Origin of the sequence: Nitrosomonas sp. ANs5 (genome assembly GCF_050584665.1) — a bacterium.
In the GTDB taxonomy this organism is placed as follows: Bacteria; Pseudomonadota; Gammaproteobacteria; order Burkholderiales; family Nitrosomonadaceae; genus Nitrosomonas.
Genome location: NZ_JBEUDO010000001.1, coordinates 99,720 through 116,234, shown reverse-complemented (window position 1 = coordinate 116,234; position 16,515 = coordinate 99,720). Strand labels below are relative to the sequence as shown.

Sequence of the window (16,515 nt, the reverse complement as noted above, 5' to 3'; positions counted from 1 at the left end):
CATCGGGATGGATAATCGGGTAATATTCTAGTTTTTGCAATCTGGCTGCTTATTTGTTAGGAAAAATATCTCCTGCTTGTTTTGCCAAGACGCCATTATCCGATAATTTTTTTTTAATGTCCGATCTCTCCACCATTTTTTCTGCTCACGGCTTACTCGCTCAGACCATTCCGGACTATCGCCCGCGCTCGCAACAACAGGAAATGGCACAAACCATCGCACAAACCATCGCGAATCAGGAAATTTTGGTCGCCGAAGCCGGCACCGGAACAGGCAAAACTTTCGCTTATCTGATCCCGGCACTGCTGTCAGGTGGGAAAGTGGTTTTGTCGACCGGCACAAAAACTCTCCAGGACCAACTGTTTCTGCGCGATATTCCTACCATTCGTGCTGCCTTGAAGGTGCCGGCAACCATCGCCTTACTGAAGGGGCGAGCCAACTATATCTGTCACTATCATCTTGAGCGTACCCTGGCATCCGATCAAATTCATTTTGCCAACCGCAATGACGTGCAGTATCTGAACATGATCGAGCGCTATGCACAGCGCAGCAGCCATGGCGACAAGGGCGGGCTGGATAAAGTACCGGAGCATGCAAGCATTTGGCAATATGTCACCTCCACGAGGGAAAACTGTCTCGGTGCCGAGTGCCCCCATCACAAGCAGTGTTTCGTTATGGAAGCCCGCAAGCAGGCGCTAGCCGCCGATATAATTGTGGTGAATCATCATCTGTTTTTTGCAGATGTCATGCTCAGAGACGAGGGCCTGTCTGAATTGCTGCCTGCCTGCAATACCGTCATTTTTGACGAAGCACACCAGCTGCCCGAAGTTGCCAGCCTGTTTTTTGGTGAATCGGTCAGCACAGGACAGATATTCGTCCTGGCGCGTGATACCTTATCCGAGGCGGCACAGAGTGCGCAAGATTTCACGCCACTTGCGGATGCCGCAGCTGCGGTGGAGAATGTTGCGCGCGATCTGCATTTGACTGTTTCCGGAAAGCAGCAACGCTTGTCTTCGAGTCAGGCCGAGCAAACACCCGGTTTTGTCGATACACTGCACCGGCTACAGGAAACAATGACCCAGTTTGTCGCTTTACTGGAAAGTCAGGCAGTACGCTCACAGGGCCTGGAAAACTGTTGGCAACGTGCGCAAGTGCTACTGGTGAAAATAAGGCAGTGGCATGAACCGGCTGAAACCCAGCACTTTGTCCGCTGGCTGGAAGCCTTCAGCCAGAGCCTGCAGCTCAATGCGACCCCCATCTCCGTCGCCGAAATGTTCAGTAAGCAAGTCCATGCCAATGCCCGCGCATGGATTTTTACCTCTGCGACCCTGTCGGTCAAACAGGATTTTTCACACTACAACCAGATGATGGGGCTGGTTGATGCAAAAACGGCGAGCTGGGAAAGCCCGTTCGATTTTCAGAATCAGGCACTACTCTATGTTCCGGACAAATTACCAGATCCCAACACGCCGCAATATACTGAAAATATCGTGCAGACAGCCTTGCCGCTGATTCGGGCAAGCCAAGGGCGCGCATTCTTTCTATGCACGAGCCTGCGGGCCATGCAGCAGGTTCACGCATCACTGCAGGCTGTTTTCGAGCAAGAGCAGCTGACCTTTCCCTTGTTATTACAAGGGCAGGAAACGCGCTCCGCCATGCTGGATCGTTTTCGCAAACTGGGCAATGCTGTCCTGATTGGCAGCCAATCTTTCTGGGAAGGTGTGGATGTACGGGGGCGCGCATTGTCGCTGGTGATCATCGACCGTTTACCGTTCGCATCGCCGGATGATCCGGTTCTATCCGCACGGATCGAAAAGTTTAACCAGGAAGGCCGCAATGCCTTCATGGAATACCAGTTGCCGCATGCCATCATCAGTCTGAAACAAGGTGCCGGACGTCTGATTCGCGACGAGAACGACCGGGGGGTACTCATGATCTGCGACCCGCGTCTGGTCACCAAACCGTATGGCAAACGCATCTGGCAAAGCCTGCCGCCAATGAAACGCACACGGAATCAGGCGGAAGCCCTACATTTTCTGGCATCTACTTTGTAGCAAGGGTTGGGGAAATAATTCGTATCTCCCTAGTACTCCGTTCCGTCAATTAGCTTGCAAATGAAATCGATGGATTCGCCTGCCAGGCTAGGCGCAAACCGCAGTCATAGCCGTAGCTATGGCGAGGATTTGCAACAACGCATGATAGGCGAAGGCGCGATTTCATGTAAGCGTTTTGGCGGAACGGAGTACTAGCCAGCTGAGTGATGACTGGTCAATCCCCTGGATCCGATATCCTTGCGCATCTGACAACCTTTGAAGCGAATATTGCCAGCAATCTCATAGGCCCGTTGCTGCGCCAATTTCAGATTTTCACCCAGCGCTGTCACACCCAGCACGCGACCGCCGGCCGTCAGGATTTCCTCTTGATCCTGGCCACCAAGGGCGGTGCCAGCATGAAATACATGATATTCATCCGTTGCATGCTGTCTGGCCATGATGGCATTCAGGCCATGGATAACGTCATGCTTGCTTGGCTTATCAGGATAGCCTTGTGCCGCCATCACAACACACAATGCGACCCGCCGGTCCCATTCAATTTCGGCCTGATCCAGCGTACCGTTGACGGCATGCTCGATCAAACCCACCAGATCGGTTTTCAATCGCAGCATAATCGCTTGGGTTTCAGGGTCACCCAGGCGGCAATTGAATTCCAGCACCTTGATATCGCCCTGGCGCGCAATCATCAGGCCCGCATACAAAAATCCGATATAGGGTTGCCCCGCCTGCGCCATACCATTGATCGCGGGCGCGATAATCTCACGCATGACTTTGGCATGCAATGTGGGCGTAATGATCGGCGCGGGCGAATAAGCACCCATACCGCCGGTATTGGGGCCCTGGTCGTCATCCAGCAAGCGCTTGTGATCCTGACTGGTGGCAAGCGGCAAAACGTTGCGCCCATCGGACAAAACAATAAAGCTGGCCTCCTCGCCTTCAAGGTAATCCTCGATCAGGATCGATGCGCCAGCCTCGCCCAGCCTGTCTTCGACCAGCATGGCATCGACCGCCGCATGTGCCTCATTCACGGTATGCGCGATCACCACCCCTTTGCCAGCCGCCAAACCATCGGCCTTGATCACAACCGGCAGTGAGTGCTGCGCAATATATTCGCGGGCCATCGCCGCATCGTGGAAACATTCACTGGCCGCTGTCGGAATCCCCTGTGCGCGCATGAATGTCTTGGCAAAGGCTTTGGATGATTCGAGCTGGGCGGCGGCCTGGCTCGGGCCGAATATCTTCAGGCCAGCCGCCTGAAATGCATCGACAATCCCTTCCGTTAAGGGGGCTTCGGGACCCACCACTGTCAACTCTATTTTTTCCCGTTGCACGAAAGCAATGAGGTCTGGAATGGCAGTGATTGGAACGTTTTCCAGACCGGGTTCCAGTGCTGTACCGGCATTTCCAGGTGCGACAAATATTTTTTCTGCACGTGGGGATTGGGCGAGTTTCCATGCTATGGCATGTTCTCTGCCACCACCGCCAACAACGAGTAGTTTCATTTTATTATTCGAATCGGTTATGTGACCAAGTGTATACGGCAAATGGCAGAAAGAATCCAGTCCCTGCTAATGCCTGAAATGCCTGACGCCTGTAAACAGCATTGCTATGCCCTGTTCATTGGCAGCCGCGATAACCTCTTCATCCCGGATACTTCCCCCCGGTTGAATCACAACCTTGGCGCCGGCCTGGGCCAACACATCCAGGCCATCCCTGAATGGAAAGAAAGCATCCGAGGCAACCACGGATCCCTGTAGATCGAGACGGGCCTGTTCGGCCTTGATGGAAGCAATTCGCGCACTGTCGACTCGACTCATCTGCCCCGCACCGATGCCGAGTGTTTGACCGTTAGAACAAAATACGATCGTATTTGATTTGACAAACTTTGCAACGCGCCACGCAAACAAGCAGTCTTCGATCTGCAACGGAGTGGGTTGAAGCTGCGTAACACATTGCAGCTGGTCGATCGCAAGATTGAAATTATCTGGGGTCTGCACGAGCAAGCCGCCATCGACCCGCTTCAGATCATAGTAATTGGCATACATGCCTTGAGGAACGGTCAGCACCCGTATATTCGGCTTGGCAGCCAATGCAAGCCTGGCTTCCGGGGTAAATTCCGGCGCAATGATAACTTCTACAAACTGATTCAATATCGCTGTGGCCAAATCAGCCTCAACCATGTGGTTGAGCGCAATGATCCCGCCGAATGCCGATACCGGATCCGTCGCGAATGCTTTCTCATACGCAGCCAGCAATGTGTCGGCAATCGCCACACCGCATGGATTGGCATGCTTGACAATCACACAAGCCGGTTTGTCGAAGGTTTGCACGCACGCCCAGGCGGCATCGGTATCCGCGATATTGTTGTAGGACAATTCCTTGCCCTGAATTTGATCATAGCTCGCTAGGCTGCCTGATATATCGAGCACTTCACGGTAAAAAGCAGCCTGTTGATGTGGATTCTCGCCGTAGCGAAGTGGCTGCGCCAGTGAGAAATTAAGATTGAGTTGATCCGGAAAGGGTTTGCGCTGCCCGGCCAGATCGACGGCCGGATCGAGTGCGGTCAGGTAGTTGCTGATCGCCGCATCGTAACGCGCGGTATGCGAGAAAGCCTTTTGTGCAAACTGAAAACGCTGCTCGGCATTGACCGATCCATTGCCGGTTTGCATCTGTGTGAGCAGCGCAGTGTAGTCCTGTGGATCGGTGACGACCGTCACGCGCTCAAAGTTCTTGGCGGCCGCCCGGATCAAGGTCGGTCCACCGATATCGATATTCTCGATCGCTTCTTCCAGCGAACAATCCGGCCGGGCTATCGTTTGCGTAAACGGATACAGATTGATGATCACCAGATCTATTGTCGGAATCTGCACTTCATCCATGGCTTGCCGATGCGCGGGCAAATCCATTCTGGCCAGGATGCCTGCATGGATACGGGGGTGCAGGGTTTTGACGCGTCCATCGAGCATTTCTGGGAAACCCGTATAATCACTGGCCTCTGTGACGTCGATTCCAGCTTCCTGCAATAATTTTGCGGTGCCACCCGTTGAAATGATCGCCACTTTAAGTTTTTGCAGGGCGGTAGCGAGTTCGATAATACCGGTTTTGTCAGAAACACTGATAAGAGCTTGTTTTATGGTCATTTCAGAGAATTAATTATTTGATCTGATGCTTAAGCAAGCGATTACGTAAAGTATTGCGGTTGATACCGAGTAGCTCAGCGGCTTTGCTTTGGTTGCCCTGAGCGTGATGCATGGCGATTTCAATCAGCGGTTTCTCGACACTGCTTATCACCATTTCATAAATCGGACAGGGTTTCTCACCATCCAGGTCATGAAAATAGGCTTCCACTGATTTACGGATACAGAACGCGATTTCATTTTCATCAATAACGCTCATACCGCGATTACCTCGTCTTGAATATATGCAAGCCTGCGACCCTGGTCAGCAAGTTGCTCAAAAAATGTATGGGTGGCAGATAGTTGTGCTTCAATTGTCTGAAGTTGATTCATGGCGTGACGAAAAGCGGCAGAGCCGACGAGTCCGCGGGTATACCAGGAAATATGTTTGCGGGCAATCCGTACCCCGGAATACTCCCCGTAGAAATCATACAAGTCATGCAAGTGATGCATCAGCACATGATGGATTTCCGTTACCTCAGGTGGAGGCAATCGTTTGCCGGTGGCAAGGAAATGATCGATCTCACGAAAAATCCATGGCCTACCTTGTGCTGCGCGTCCGATCATGACCGCGTCAGCATGCGTGTAGTCCAGAACCTGCCTGGCCTTTTCCGGCGTATCAATATCACCATTTGCAATCACCGGAATCCTGATAGCAGCCTTTACCATTGCAATGGTATCGTATTCGGCCTGCCCTTGATAAGCACAGGCACGGGTTCGTCCATGGATGGCCAAGGCTTGCACCCCAGCGTCTTCTGCGATACGCGCCACATGGACCGCATTCTTGTTTTGTATATCCCACCCCGTTCTGATCTTCAAAGTCACCGGTACATCCACCGCCTTGACCACCGCATCGAGAATTTTCCCGACCAGTGATTCATCTTTCAGCAAAGCCGAACCGGCCATGACATTACAGATCTTTTTGGCGGGACACCCCATATTGATATCGATGATCTCGGCGCCCTGCGCAGCATTGTATCGAGCAGCCTGTGCCATCATAGCAGGATCCGCGCCTGCTATCTGCACCGAAATGGGCTTGACCTCGCCATCATGGCTGGCGCGCCGCCGGGTCTTTTCCGAACCCCACAGCAGGGAATTGCTGGAAACCATTTCAGATACCGCCATTGCTGCGCCCATCCGCTTGCACAATTGCCGGAAAGGACGGTCTGTCACTCCCGCCATCGGCGCAACAATCAACTTATTTTTGAGCGTATATGAACCAATTTGCATGGAAAATGGCTAAACTGCGATTAAAAGGTTAAAAATCGACAAAGATTGAGTATTCTTGACCATTCCCTTCTTTCTCGGAGGCGATTCATTGGAAGAGAACAACAGAACCGGTATCCTGGTGAAGAAGCAGCCCCCTAGGAGGCTGTCTGAGAATAGACCGATCTACTGCGGACGAGCCTGATTGGCCGGATTTTACGATCCTTTTCGTTAAATAGAACAACTATTCGCCTCAAATGATCGAAAAATCCAACTCAACCAGCCTCGCCCTCGCTACGATCGCTATTCTCGGACAGCCTCCTAGATTATCCAAGAAAACTAGCCGCGTGCACCAAATATCATGCGGCGTGCAACGAAACGCTTGGCAGGCGGCAAGCAATCCAGCGCAGTTAGCCCCAGGCCAGCAAATGTCTGGCACAGTGGAATATCCGCAGTAAACAGCTTCACCAAGGAATCGGTAAACAACCTTCCCGCTTGCTTGTCACGCTGGCGGCGCTGATTATACATTGCGAGCATTCTGGCCGAGCCTGGCTCACCTGCCACCCCCGCCGGCACATGGCGAATTTCATCGACCAGTTCCCATGCATCACGCAAACCGAGATTGAAACCCTGGCCAGCGACCGGATGAAGTGTTTGGGCAGCATTGCCTATCAAGACGGTCCGCTGTGAAGTCACAGCTGATGCATATTTGAGCGCCAGGGGGAAACCTGAACGTTTACCCGCCCGGATAATGCTACCCATTCGGTCCCCAAAGTGGTCATGCAGGCATGTCAGAAATGACTGGTCATCCAGCTGCAATATTTCTTCAGCTTTCGTGGCCGGCATCGTCCAAACCAGCGCATAATCATCGCCAGAAGGCAGTAGCGCCAAGGGCCCATCCAGGGTAAAACGCTCGAAGGCAGCGCCTCTCTCAGGCGCCACGACCTGGACATTACTCACGACCGCCCACTGTCGATAGTCGTGCACATGATAGCGGATTCCTTCGACCTGTTCTGCAAGCCGCCCCCCATCAGCCAATACCAATAAACTGGAATGCGCCAATTTGTTCGACTCGTCCTGCTGATAGGTCACTTGAGCAAGACTTGGACTCGTCTGTATGCCGGATACCTGAGCCCCCGTCTGATAATTGACCTGGTGTGCTTGCAATAGTCCACGCATCGACTCGTAAAGGTCATGGTAGTTCACGACATAGCCCAGCGCGGGGACGCCTGCTTCCTCTGTCGTCAGCACAGCATCCCCAAAATGGCCTCGATTGGAAATGTGGATAGTCGTGATTGGCGTGGCTTGGGTCAATTTCTCCCAGACACCCAGGCGCTGCAATAACAAATGGCTGCCATACGATAGCGCCAATGGACGGGGATCGCTTACATTCTCCGGCAATTTGCGCGCTTCAAGCAGCAACACTGAAAACTCATATTCCGTTAAGGCGAGCGCCAGTGCCATCCCTACCGGCCCGCCGCCAGCAATGATGACATCGAACTGCTGATCGGTCATAGCTTCTCCCGGTCTGGTCATAGCGGGCATGTGGCATTCACGCCCATTTCTACAGAGAAAATACTGGTTATCATTTGGTTGGCCTCAATACCGGCGTATCCATTTTGTCACTTGGTGCAACGGTATTCGGCAGACAGCGCATGTGCCTCCAGCCCTTCCCCCTTCGCCAAGATGGCTGCCACACGGCCAAGCTTGGCCGCACCGGCCGGGGAAGCCTGGATCAGGCTGGTACGTTTCTGAAAATCATAGACACCCAGTGGCGAAGAAAAGCGCGCCGTCCCGGAAGTTGGCAGTACATGGTTGGGACCGGCACAATAATCCCCAAGCGCCTCACAGGTATGCCGCCCGAGAAAGATTGCACCCGCATGCCGGATGCGCTCAACCCATTGTTCCGGCTGTTCCACCGACAGCTCAAGATGCTCGGGCGCAATTCGGTTGGCGATGGCACAAGCTTCTTCCAGATCACGCACCTTGATCAAGGCACCGCGATTCTCCAGCGAAGCGCGAATGACATGCTGACGCGGCATGGCCGCTATCAGCCGATTGATACTCTCCATCACCGCATCCAGAAAGGCAGGCTCCGGACAAAGCAAAATAGATTGCGCCTGTTCATCATGTTCGGCTTGAGAGAACAAATCCATGGCAATCCATTCCGGATCGGTTTTCCCGTCACAGATCACCAGAATCTCAGAGGGCCCGGCCAGCATATCAATGCCGACCAAACCAAAAACATGACGCTTGGCCGCAGCCACATAAGCATTACCCGGTCCGACGATTTTGTCGACTTTGGGGACGGTTCCCGTACCAAAAGCCAGTGCACCGATGGCCTGGGCGCCACCGATGGTAAAAACCCGGTCCACATCACAGATGGCGGCTGCCGCCAGCACCAACTGATTGCATTCTCCCGCTGGGGTTGGTGTCACCATGATAAGTTCTTGCACACCAGCTACTTTGGCCGGAATCGCATTCATCAAGACCGATGAAGGATAGGCTGCCTTGCCGCCCGGCACATACAAGCCCACCCGGTCCAGCGCCGTAATCTTCTGGCCGAGCAAGGTGCCATCCGCCTCAACATAATGCCAGGATTGCGATACCTGTTTTTCATGATAAGTGCGAATACGGGTAGCCGCCAATTCCAATGCAGTGCGTTCGCTGGCATTGAGCGATTGCAAAGCGGACTGCAAGCGATCACGCGACAACTCGATCTGTTCGATACTCGCCACCTCCAGTTTATCGAAGCGGCGCGTATATTCCAGCAGCGCTTGATCGCCACGCTCACGCACCGCCGCAAGAATCTGGAGCACGGTCTGATCGATGGTGGCATCCTGGGTCGCTTCGAACATCAGCAGCTTATCAAGTGCCTGCTCGAAATGCGCATCAGAGGAAGATAAGCGTTTGATATCAACCATGAGATTTTCCAGTTCGTTTGAACTATACGTTAGCGGGAATTGCCGCGCTGAAGGCTTCCAACAAAGGCTGGATCGTACTATTTTTCAACTTGAGTGCCGCCTGATTGACAATCAGGCGGGCTGAAATCGGCATGATCTCCTCGACGGCTTGCAACTGATTGGCTTTCAGAGTGCTGCCGGTCGAAACCAGATCGACAATCGCATCGGCCAGACCCACCAGTGGCGCCAGTTCCATCGAGCCATATAGTTTAATCAAATCCACATGCATGCCTTTGGCCGCAAAATGATCACGAGCCGTTTTCACATATTTGGTGGCCACCCGCAAGCGCGCACCCTGGAAAACCGTCGAGGCATAATCGAAATCGTTCCTGACCGCAACCATCATGCGGCAGCGGGCGATTTTCAAATCCAGCGGCTGATACAGGCTAGCACCACCATGCTCCAGCAGCACATCCTTTCCAGCCACACCCAAATCCGCAGCGCCATATTGCACATAGGTTGGCACATCGGTCGCACGCACCATGATCAGCCGCACCCGCGGCTGGTTGGTTGCAATGATCAACTTGCGCGAAGCATCGGGATCATCCTGCGCGACAATCCCGGCTGCTCTCAGGAATGGAACGGTATCTTCATAGATGCGCCCTTTGGAAAGCGCAATGGTAATATCCGACATAAATGGATGATTACCCGAGATTTGCCGCAGCAAACTCCCAGTTAATCAATTTGTCGAGGACTGTATTGACATAGTCAGGCCGCCGATTCTGGAAATCCAGATAATAGGCATGCTCCCAAACATCGATGGTCAACAGTGGACGAAGGTTGTGCGTGAGCGGCGAATCGGCGTTGCCGGTTTTGACAATCGTCAGTTTGTCTCCGTCCTGCGCCAACCAGGCCCAGCCACTTCCAAACTGGGTGACCGCCGCATTGGCGAATTCACGCTTGCAAGTCTCGACATCGCCAAATGCCGCTTCAATTTTTTGTTTCAATGCCGCGGGTGGCTCTCCGCCGCCTTGCGGGCTGAGACTATGCCAGTAGAACATATGATTCCAGATCTGAGCAGCATTATTGAAAATGCCGGCCTTATCCGCCTGGCCAGCCGTGGCGGTGATGATCTGCTCCAGTGACTGCCCGGCATACGGGGTGCCCGCCACGAGCTTGTTCAGATTATCCACATAGGTTTTATGATGCTTGCCATAGTGAAAGCTCAGTGTATGAGCGGAAATCACAGGCTCGAGCGCATTATCGGCATAAGGAAGAGGCGCCAATACATAGGTATCACCAGCCAGTGCTGCCTTGGAAAAATTATCCAGATTGTTGCTCATTTTTTTTCCTTTAAAAATGAAGTTGAATAATGAAGTCATGAGGTCGAGTATTATGTCAAAAGAATGTTATTGATTGTTATTCGACACTTCGGTCGTAAACGTCACTTGATTGTATCCCGCCAATCTTGCGGCTTCCATGACCGTAATCACTGACTGATGTGTCGCCTTTGTATCGGCGCTGATGATGATGGCCGGATTCTCCTGATTTTTGGAAGCCGCCCGCAGCGCGTCACGCAAGCCTTCAATACTGGTGAATTTGATTGGTACGAGATCAATTGTATAGTCGCCCTTTGCACTTACTGACACGTCAATGACTTGAGGCGCATCGGATTTCTTATCCGTTTCAGCAATTGCCTGCGGCAAAGTGATTTCCAGTTCCGAGAATTTGGAATAGGTGGTCGTGATAACCAGAAAGATAAGTATGACCAGCAATACATCAATCATAGGCACGAGATTAATCTCCGGCTCTTCTTTCTTCTGCCCACGCTGAAAATTCATTGGATTCGATTCCCGATACTCGATTAATAGGTCAAACGATTGTAATACACTGGTCCAGTTGAAACCAGCATACGAACGCTGCAGCCCAATCCATAAAAAAACTTCCCGGTCGATGCGCCTATTCTAGTTTATTATTACCACTTTCACCATGCTTCGGTGTTTATTGATTTATTTCTGAATTTAGTATAAGGATCTTGTGTGGACCGTCCATCAGTCAGCATTGTAATGGGCAGCAATAGCGATTGGAGTGTGATGCAGCATGCTGCAAATGTTTTAAAAAATTTCTGCATCCCGCATGAAACCTTAATCATCTCGGCGCACCGTACACCAGACCGTATGTTCGGCTATGCGGAAACCGCACGTGCGCGCGGAATCAAATGTATCATCGCCGGCGCAGGCGGCTCGGCCCACCTGCCCGGCATGATCGCCGCCAAAACCATCCTGCCGGTACTAGGTGTGCCGGTCACATCCAAACACTTGCAGGGCGTGGATTCGCTGCTATCGATTGTGCAAATGCCCAAAGGTGTGCCCGTTGCGACATTCGCAATCGGTGACGCAGGCGCGACCAATGCAGCGTTATGTGCGATTGCCATATTGGCAACGGAAGATTCTTCCCTCGCAGAAAAACTCAATCAGTTTCGTAAGGAGCAAGCGGCGGCTGTAACATCGATGACGCTGCCGGAAGCATGAACATCAAACCTGGTGCGATGATCGGCCTGCTCGGTGGCGGGCAGCTCGGGCGTATGTTTACCATGGCCGCACAATGCATGGGCTATCGCGTAACGGTCCTGGATCCGGCCAAAGACAGTCCCGCCGGTAATATTGCCGAACGCCACTTATGTGCAGATTATCTTGATTATCAGGCGCTCGATGTACTCGGCTCGACTTGCGAAGGCGTGACGACGGAATTTGAAAATGTGCCTGCCGAGGCGCTGCGCTACCTAATGAAATATTGCATGGTCAGCCCAACAGCTGAAAGTGTCTCGATCGCCCAGAATCGCATCTTCGAGAAACAGTTTCTTGCCGAACATGGTTTTGCCGTCGCGCCATTTGCTGTCATCCATCACCAGCAGGATATTTCCAGCCAACTGGACGCATCGCTATTGCCCGGAATTCTGAAAGTCAGCCGGTTTGGTTATGATGGCAAGGGACAACACAAAGTGGCATCGATCGGCGCCCTTTCAGAGGCATTTGCTAGCTTCCGGCATGAGCCTTGTATACTGGAAAAAATGCTGCCACTCGAATCTGAAATTTCAGTCATTCTGGCACGCGGCCATGATGGCCAGGTCACGTATTTTCCGGTTGCGGAAAACCACCATGTCCAGGGCATTCTGGACATGAGCATCGTCCCTGCCAGAATCGCCCAAGAAACCATCCGGCATGCTTGCGAAATCGCCCGACAAGTGGCTGTCCGCCTGAACTACATCGGCGTACTATGCATCGAGTTCTTTATCCTGGCTGACGGTCAAATCCTGATCAATGAAATAGCGCCACGTCCACACAACAGTGGTCATTATACGCTTGATGCCTGCATCACTTCCCAGTTTGAACAGCAGGTCAGAGTTTTGTGCGGTGCGCCCCAGGGCAGCACTGCGTTGACCCAGGCTGCTGTCATGACCAATGTTCTGGGAGATCTCTGGCAAAGCAACGAACCGGACTGGCACCAGGTATTGTGCCATCCAACCGTCAAATTGCATTTATACGGCAAGCGTGAAGCCAGACCTGGCAGGAAAATGGGCCATTTCACCGTGCTGGCCGCCACAGCGGACGAAGCACTCGGCCATGCCCAAGCCATCAAGCATGCATTGCAGCCCAAATCCTAGCACTCAACAAAATCGAACATCGCTATGACCTCTGCCCTATTCGAAACCCATCTATCCAGTCTGCCACTGCTTCATCGAGGCAAGGTGCGCGATATTTACACCGTGGATGAAGACAGATTGCTGATCGTACAAACCGATCGCATTTCAGCTTTCGATGTCGTGTTACCCACCCCGATACCAGAAAAAGGATATATCCTGACAAGGATTTCTCAATTCTGGTTTAACAAGCTAGCGCACATCCTGCCCAATCATCTAACCGGCATCGCCCCGGAATCAGTGGTCGCGCCCCATGAACGCGACCAAGTGACAGGCCGTGCCTTTGTGGTCAGAAAATTAAAACCATTACCGATCGAAGCCATCGTACGCGGCTATATCTCAGGTTCTGGCTGGAAAGATTATCAACAGAGCGGCGCAATCAGTGGCATCGCTTTGCCCCATGGATTGCAGGAAGCCGGCATGATACCGGGTGGAGCAATTTTTACACCCTCCACCAAAGCCGAGGCAGGCCAGCACGATGAAAACATTTCATACGCAACTTGCGAACAATTGCTGGGCGCGCCACTTGCCCTGCTGGTTCGCAAACAGGCCATCGCGCTTTACACCCAGGCGGCAGAGTATGCGCTTGAACGAGGCATAATTATTGCCGATACCAAATTCGAATTCGGTCTGGACGATACGAATCAGCTCTATCTCATCGATGAAGCGCTCACACCGGATTCCTCTCGCTTCTGGCCAGCTGACGACTACCGGCCCGGGCGTACCCCCCCCAGCTATGACAAGCAATTTATCCGCGATTGGCTGGAACAGATCCACTGGAATAAAATACCGCCAGCACCAGCCATTCCGGACGATATTCTGGCACAAACCGTGGAAAAATACCGGGAGGCATGCCGCTTACTGATCGAGTAAAATCGGCTTTTCGCTTTATCTGCCCTGAAACCAAAAGTCTCCTTCCGGTTCAGTTCCCTGAACAACCGGGCAGCAGATCATTTTCATGGGCAAAGGCAAGTGGGATCAGGCGTAGGATTGCAACGGTCGGCCAGTCGCCCAAAATTTCCACAAACTGTTAGGCGTAAGGGTAAAGCGCTTGGTAGCGTGTTCATCGATCGCAGTCAATTCGAGTCGCTTGATTTGCTTTGCCTTCAACGCCTGCAAGAGCGGCACAAACCACTGTTGCTCCAGCCTTACCAGATCATTGCGCCAAGCAAAGGCATCCTTATAGCAGGCGTATTTTTGCAAATGGTCAAGCACAATCATTTGATCGCCCGATCGAGTCTCCCCAAGCCATTCCCCCGCGTTTGCCGGCAAATGGTAGCCAACCGCCCCGCTTGCTTTGCTCAATGCCTGCGCAAAGGGATGATTGCTCCATATCTCTGGATAAGGGGCCAGCATGCTTTCTGGCCTCATTCCCCCCCCCCATATCCAGAGGCTGTTGATAGCCAGCTCACCACGCGCCTCTCTTGCCTGATTCAATGGGCTGTCGTACAACAGCATCTGAAGCTCATTGATTCGATTGTTCCAGGCGACCCCATCCCTGCCGCCCGGCAATAAATGATTGATATTCCTGCCCGCCACCTCGCTCAGGAGATGTGTATTCAACTCCGGTGACGGATGAACACGCACATACCAGCGGTCGGCATGCAACGGCAATAACATCAGACCGTCTTTGGCAAGTTGCGCGTTGATGAAAGTAGTAAACGCCTGCGCCTCTTTCAGGGAAATATTCAGTATCTGGCTATCGGCCAGAAGAATATGATTATTCTCAATGCGCAAATGCACGGGATCGGCCCGCAACCAGTAAGCCTCGCCAATATCGATTCCTTCCCCATCCAGCTGTAACATAATGGGCGCGACGGGCCAATCCTGCTGTTTATCCACGCCAAACAGCCGACATAACCAGGCCTCCAGTTGATGCCCAGGCTCTTCATTGGATTGGCTTTTTGCCAAAATGGTCTGCAAAGCGGGTAACGGCAAGTCATGATAAATCTCTGACTGGGAGCGATCGGGCCAAAATAAGGCTGGTACGACCAAATGTAAATTCATAGTAAGAATGTGTAGAAATAAAAACATGACAGATTACCGAAATAAATAGCCAATCGAAAGTTATTCACTCAAGGGCACCTCTAAAAATTCAGCGTTTTAAACAAGACGAGGCGAGAACAAAAAATGTTGACACAGCATATGATTGATATGTAAGGAGGCATTTTTTGTGAACAACGACGTATTGTGACGAAATATGGATTTTTAGAGGTGCCCTCAAAAAGTAACGCCACCAATCGGCACGGTTCAGGCCAGGAGGCTGTCCGGGAATAGCGATCGTAGCGAGGGCGAGGCTGGTTGAGTTGGATTTTTCGATCATTTGAGGCGAATAGTCGTTCTATTTAACGAAAAGGATCGTAAAATCCGGCCAATCAGGCTCGTCCGCAGTAGATCAGTCTCGGACAGCCTCCTAGCAACCGAACATGTTTCAGCAAAGAACTTATTGCTTGCAAATCAGTCTGAATGGAATATAATTACGAATCATTCTCATTGACAACCAATTGAATCTGGCAAGGAATATCGGCTGCAGCCAAGAAACAATCGGAAAATTCATTCTCTAAGAGTTATCTTTCATGTATATTTGTGTCTGTAAAGGCGTCACTGATCGCGATATTCACAAAGCTGTCCAGCAAGGCGCTGAAAGAATGCGTGATTTGAGAATTTGCCTGGGAGTGGCCGGGGAGTGCGGCGCATGTGCCTGCCATGCAAAAATGGCATTGGACAAGTTACGGCAGCTAGCGCCTTCGCCCGAACCCGCGGGCGGTTCCTAGGCGACTCGCCTGGAAACCACTCATCGCGAGCCGGCTATCTAATACTCAAGGAGACAAACATGAAAGGTAATGCAGATATCATTCGTTGGCTCAATCGCCAGCTGCAACATGAATTGACCGCCATCAACCAGTATTTCTTACATGCCCGTATGTATAAAAACTGGGGGTTCCATAAGCTGGCAGAACACGAATACCATGAATCAATCGATGAAATGAAACATGCAGACAAGCTCATCGAACGCATACTTTTCCTCGAAGGCCTGCCCAATCTCCAGCAGCTCGATAAGTTACTGATCGGAGAATCCGCACAAGAATGCGTGACCTGCGATCTTGATCTCGAACTGGCCGCCCGCGAAACCCTGATCAGTGCCATAGCCGCCTGCGAATCCACGCAGGATTATGTGTCACGCGAAATTTTCGAGCGCATCCTGGAAGATACGGAAGAACATATCGATTGGCTCGAAACGCAACGTGACATGATACAAAAAGTGGGTATCCATAACTGGTTACAAAGTCAGATATAACCCCAATATCTCAATACCATCCTGTCAATTGGACCAAAACAAGGCCAACTGACAATCCAGACGCTATCACAGCGATGGCGTTGGATGATCCCTTAAAAGGGACCAAGATAATGGATTAACACCATATCCCTGCCTTGATCCCTGATACGCAGTCACTCAACATATTTCCTGCAGCACA

16 protein-coding genes are annotated in these 16,515 nt (G+C 52.0%); 6 read left to right on the top strand and 10 right to left on the bottom strand.

What is annotated here, in order from left to right; genetic code table 11:
- Positions 1 to 116: 116 nt before the first annotated feature.
- Complete coding sequence (locus ABTW62_RS00465; protein ID WP_430902603.1) at positions 117 to 2,054, top strand: ATP-dependent DNA helicase; 1,938 nt, start codon at positions 117 to 119, stop codon at positions 2,052 to 2,054.
- 191 nt (positions 2,055 to 2,245) lie between these two features.
- On the opposite strand, the gene purD is transcribed toward ABTW62_RS00465, so the two are convergent.
- The 9 genes from purD to ABTW62_RS00420 all read right to left on the bottom strand — a co-directional run bounded on the left by purD (position 2,246) and on the right by ABTW62_RS00420 (position 11,180).
- Complete coding sequence (gene purD, locus ABTW62_RS00460; RefSeq protein WP_430902602.1) at positions 2,246 to 3,556, bottom strand: phosphoribosylamine--glycine ligase; 1,311 nt, start codon at positions 3,554 to 3,556, stop codon at positions 2,246 to 2,248.
- A 66-nt stretch (positions 3,557 to 3,622) separates the two neighbouring features.
- Complete coding sequence (purH, locus tag ABTW62_RS00455) at positions 3,623 to 5,194, bottom strand: bifunctional phosphoribosylaminoimidazolecarboxamide formyltransferase/IMP cyclohydrolase (RefSeq protein ID WP_430902601.1); 1,572 nt, start codon at positions 5,192 to 5,194, stop codon at positions 3,623 to 3,625.
- Positions 5,195 to 5,207: 13 nt separating this feature from the next.
- Positions 5,208 to 5,450, bottom strand: coding sequence for a helix-turn-helix domain-containing protein (locus tag ABTW62_RS00450; protein ID WP_090411615.1), 243 nt, complete (start codon positions 5,448 to 5,450; stop codon positions 5,208 to 5,210).
- A complete protein-coding gene (dusB, locus tag ABTW62_RS00445) occupies positions 5,447 to 6,460 on the bottom strand; it encodes a tRNA dihydrouridine synthase DusB (protein WP_430902600.1) in 1,014 nt (337 codons plus the stop codon). Before dusB ends, ABTW62_RS00450 begins: the two co-directional genes overlap by 4 nt.
- Positions 6,461 to 6,775: 315 nt before the next feature.
- A complete protein-coding gene (locus ABTW62_RS00440; RefSeq protein ID WP_430902599.1) occupies positions 6,776 to 7,951 on the bottom strand; it encodes an FAD-dependent monooxygenase in 1,176 nt (391 codons plus the stop codon).
- Positions 7,952 to 8,058: 107 nt separating this feature from the next.
- Positions 8,059 to 9,360 carry a histidinol dehydrogenase gene (gene hisD / locus ABTW62_RS00435; RefSeq protein ID WP_430902598.1) on the bottom strand — a complete coding sequence of 434 codons (1,302 nt, stop codon included), beginning with the start codon at positions 9,358 to 9,360 and terminating at the stop codon, positions 8,059 to 8,061.
- Between the two features lie 22 nt (positions 9,361 to 9,382).
- Positions 9,383 to 10,033 carry an ATP phosphoribosyltransferase gene (hisG, locus tag ABTW62_RS00430; protein WP_430902597.1) on the bottom strand — a complete coding sequence of 217 codons (651 nt, stop codon included), beginning with the start codon at positions 10,031 to 10,033 and terminating at the stop codon, positions 9,383 to 9,385.
- Between the two features lie 10 nt (positions 10,034 to 10,043).
- Complete coding sequence (locus ABTW62_RS00425) at positions 10,044 to 10,682, bottom strand: superoxide dismutase (protein ID WP_430902596.1); 639 nt, start codon at positions 10,680 to 10,682, stop codon at positions 10,044 to 10,046.
- 66 nt (positions 10,683 to 10,748) lie between these two features.
- Positions 10,749 to 11,180 (bottom strand): ExbD/TolR family protein, encoded by a 432-nt coding sequence (locus ABTW62_RS00420; RefSeq protein ID WP_430902595.1) that lies wholly within the window; start codon positions 11,178 to 11,180, stop codon positions 10,749 to 10,751.
- A gap of 225 nt (positions 11,181 to 11,405) precedes the next feature.
- Here ABTW62_RS00420 and purE point away from each other — a divergent pair, with 225 nt between their 5' ends.
- Genes purE through ABTW62_RS00405 form a run of 3 tightly spaced genes read left to right on the top strand, consistent with a single transcriptional unit; the run spans position 11,406 to position 13,912 of the window.
- Entirely contained in the window at positions 11,406 to 11,870 is a 465-nt protein-coding gene (purE, locus tag ABTW62_RS00415; protein WP_430902637.1) for a 5-(carboxyamino)imidazole ribonucleotide mutase, read from the top strand.
- Entirely contained in the window at positions 11,867 to 13,003 is a 1,137-nt protein-coding gene (locus ABTW62_RS00410) for a 5-(carboxyamino)imidazole ribonucleotide synthase (protein WP_430902594.1), read from the top strand. The genes purE and ABTW62_RS00410 overlap by 4 nt, the downstream gene beginning before the upstream one ends.
- 24 nt (positions 13,004 to 13,027) lie before the next feature.
- Complete coding sequence (locus ABTW62_RS00405) at positions 13,028 to 13,912, top strand: phosphoribosylaminoimidazolesuccinocarboxamide synthase (protein WP_430902593.1); 885 nt, start codon at positions 13,028 to 13,030, stop codon at positions 13,910 to 13,912.
- Between the two features lie 105 nt (positions 13,913 to 14,017).
- Here the strand turns inward: ABTW62_RS00405 and ABTW62_RS00400 are convergent, their stop codons facing one another.
- On the bottom strand, positions 14,018 to 15,046 hold the full coding sequence (locus ABTW62_RS00400) for a hypothetical protein (RefSeq protein WP_430902592.1): 1,029 nt from the start codon (positions 15,044 to 15,046) through the stop codon (positions 14,018 to 14,020).
- Between the two features lie 569 nt (positions 15,047 to 15,615).
- Between ABTW62_RS00400 and ABTW62_RS00395 the strand changes: the two genes are divergently transcribed.
- Together ABTW62_RS00395 and bfr are read left to right on the top strand one after the other, a co-directional pair.
- The gene (locus ABTW62_RS00395; protein ID WP_430902591.1) at positions 15,616 to 15,813 is read left to right on the top strand and encodes a (2Fe-2S)-binding protein; all 198 of its coding nucleotides are present in this window, start codon (positions 15,616 to 15,618) and stop codon (positions 15,811 to 15,813) included.
- Positions 15,814 to 15,872: 59 nt separating this feature from the next.
- Positions 15,873 to 16,337, top strand: coding sequence for a bacterioferritin (gene bfr / locus ABTW62_RS00390; protein ID WP_430902590.1), 465 nt, complete (start codon positions 15,873 to 15,875; stop codon positions 16,335 to 16,337).
- Positions 16,338 to 16,515: the final 178 nt, after the last annotated feature.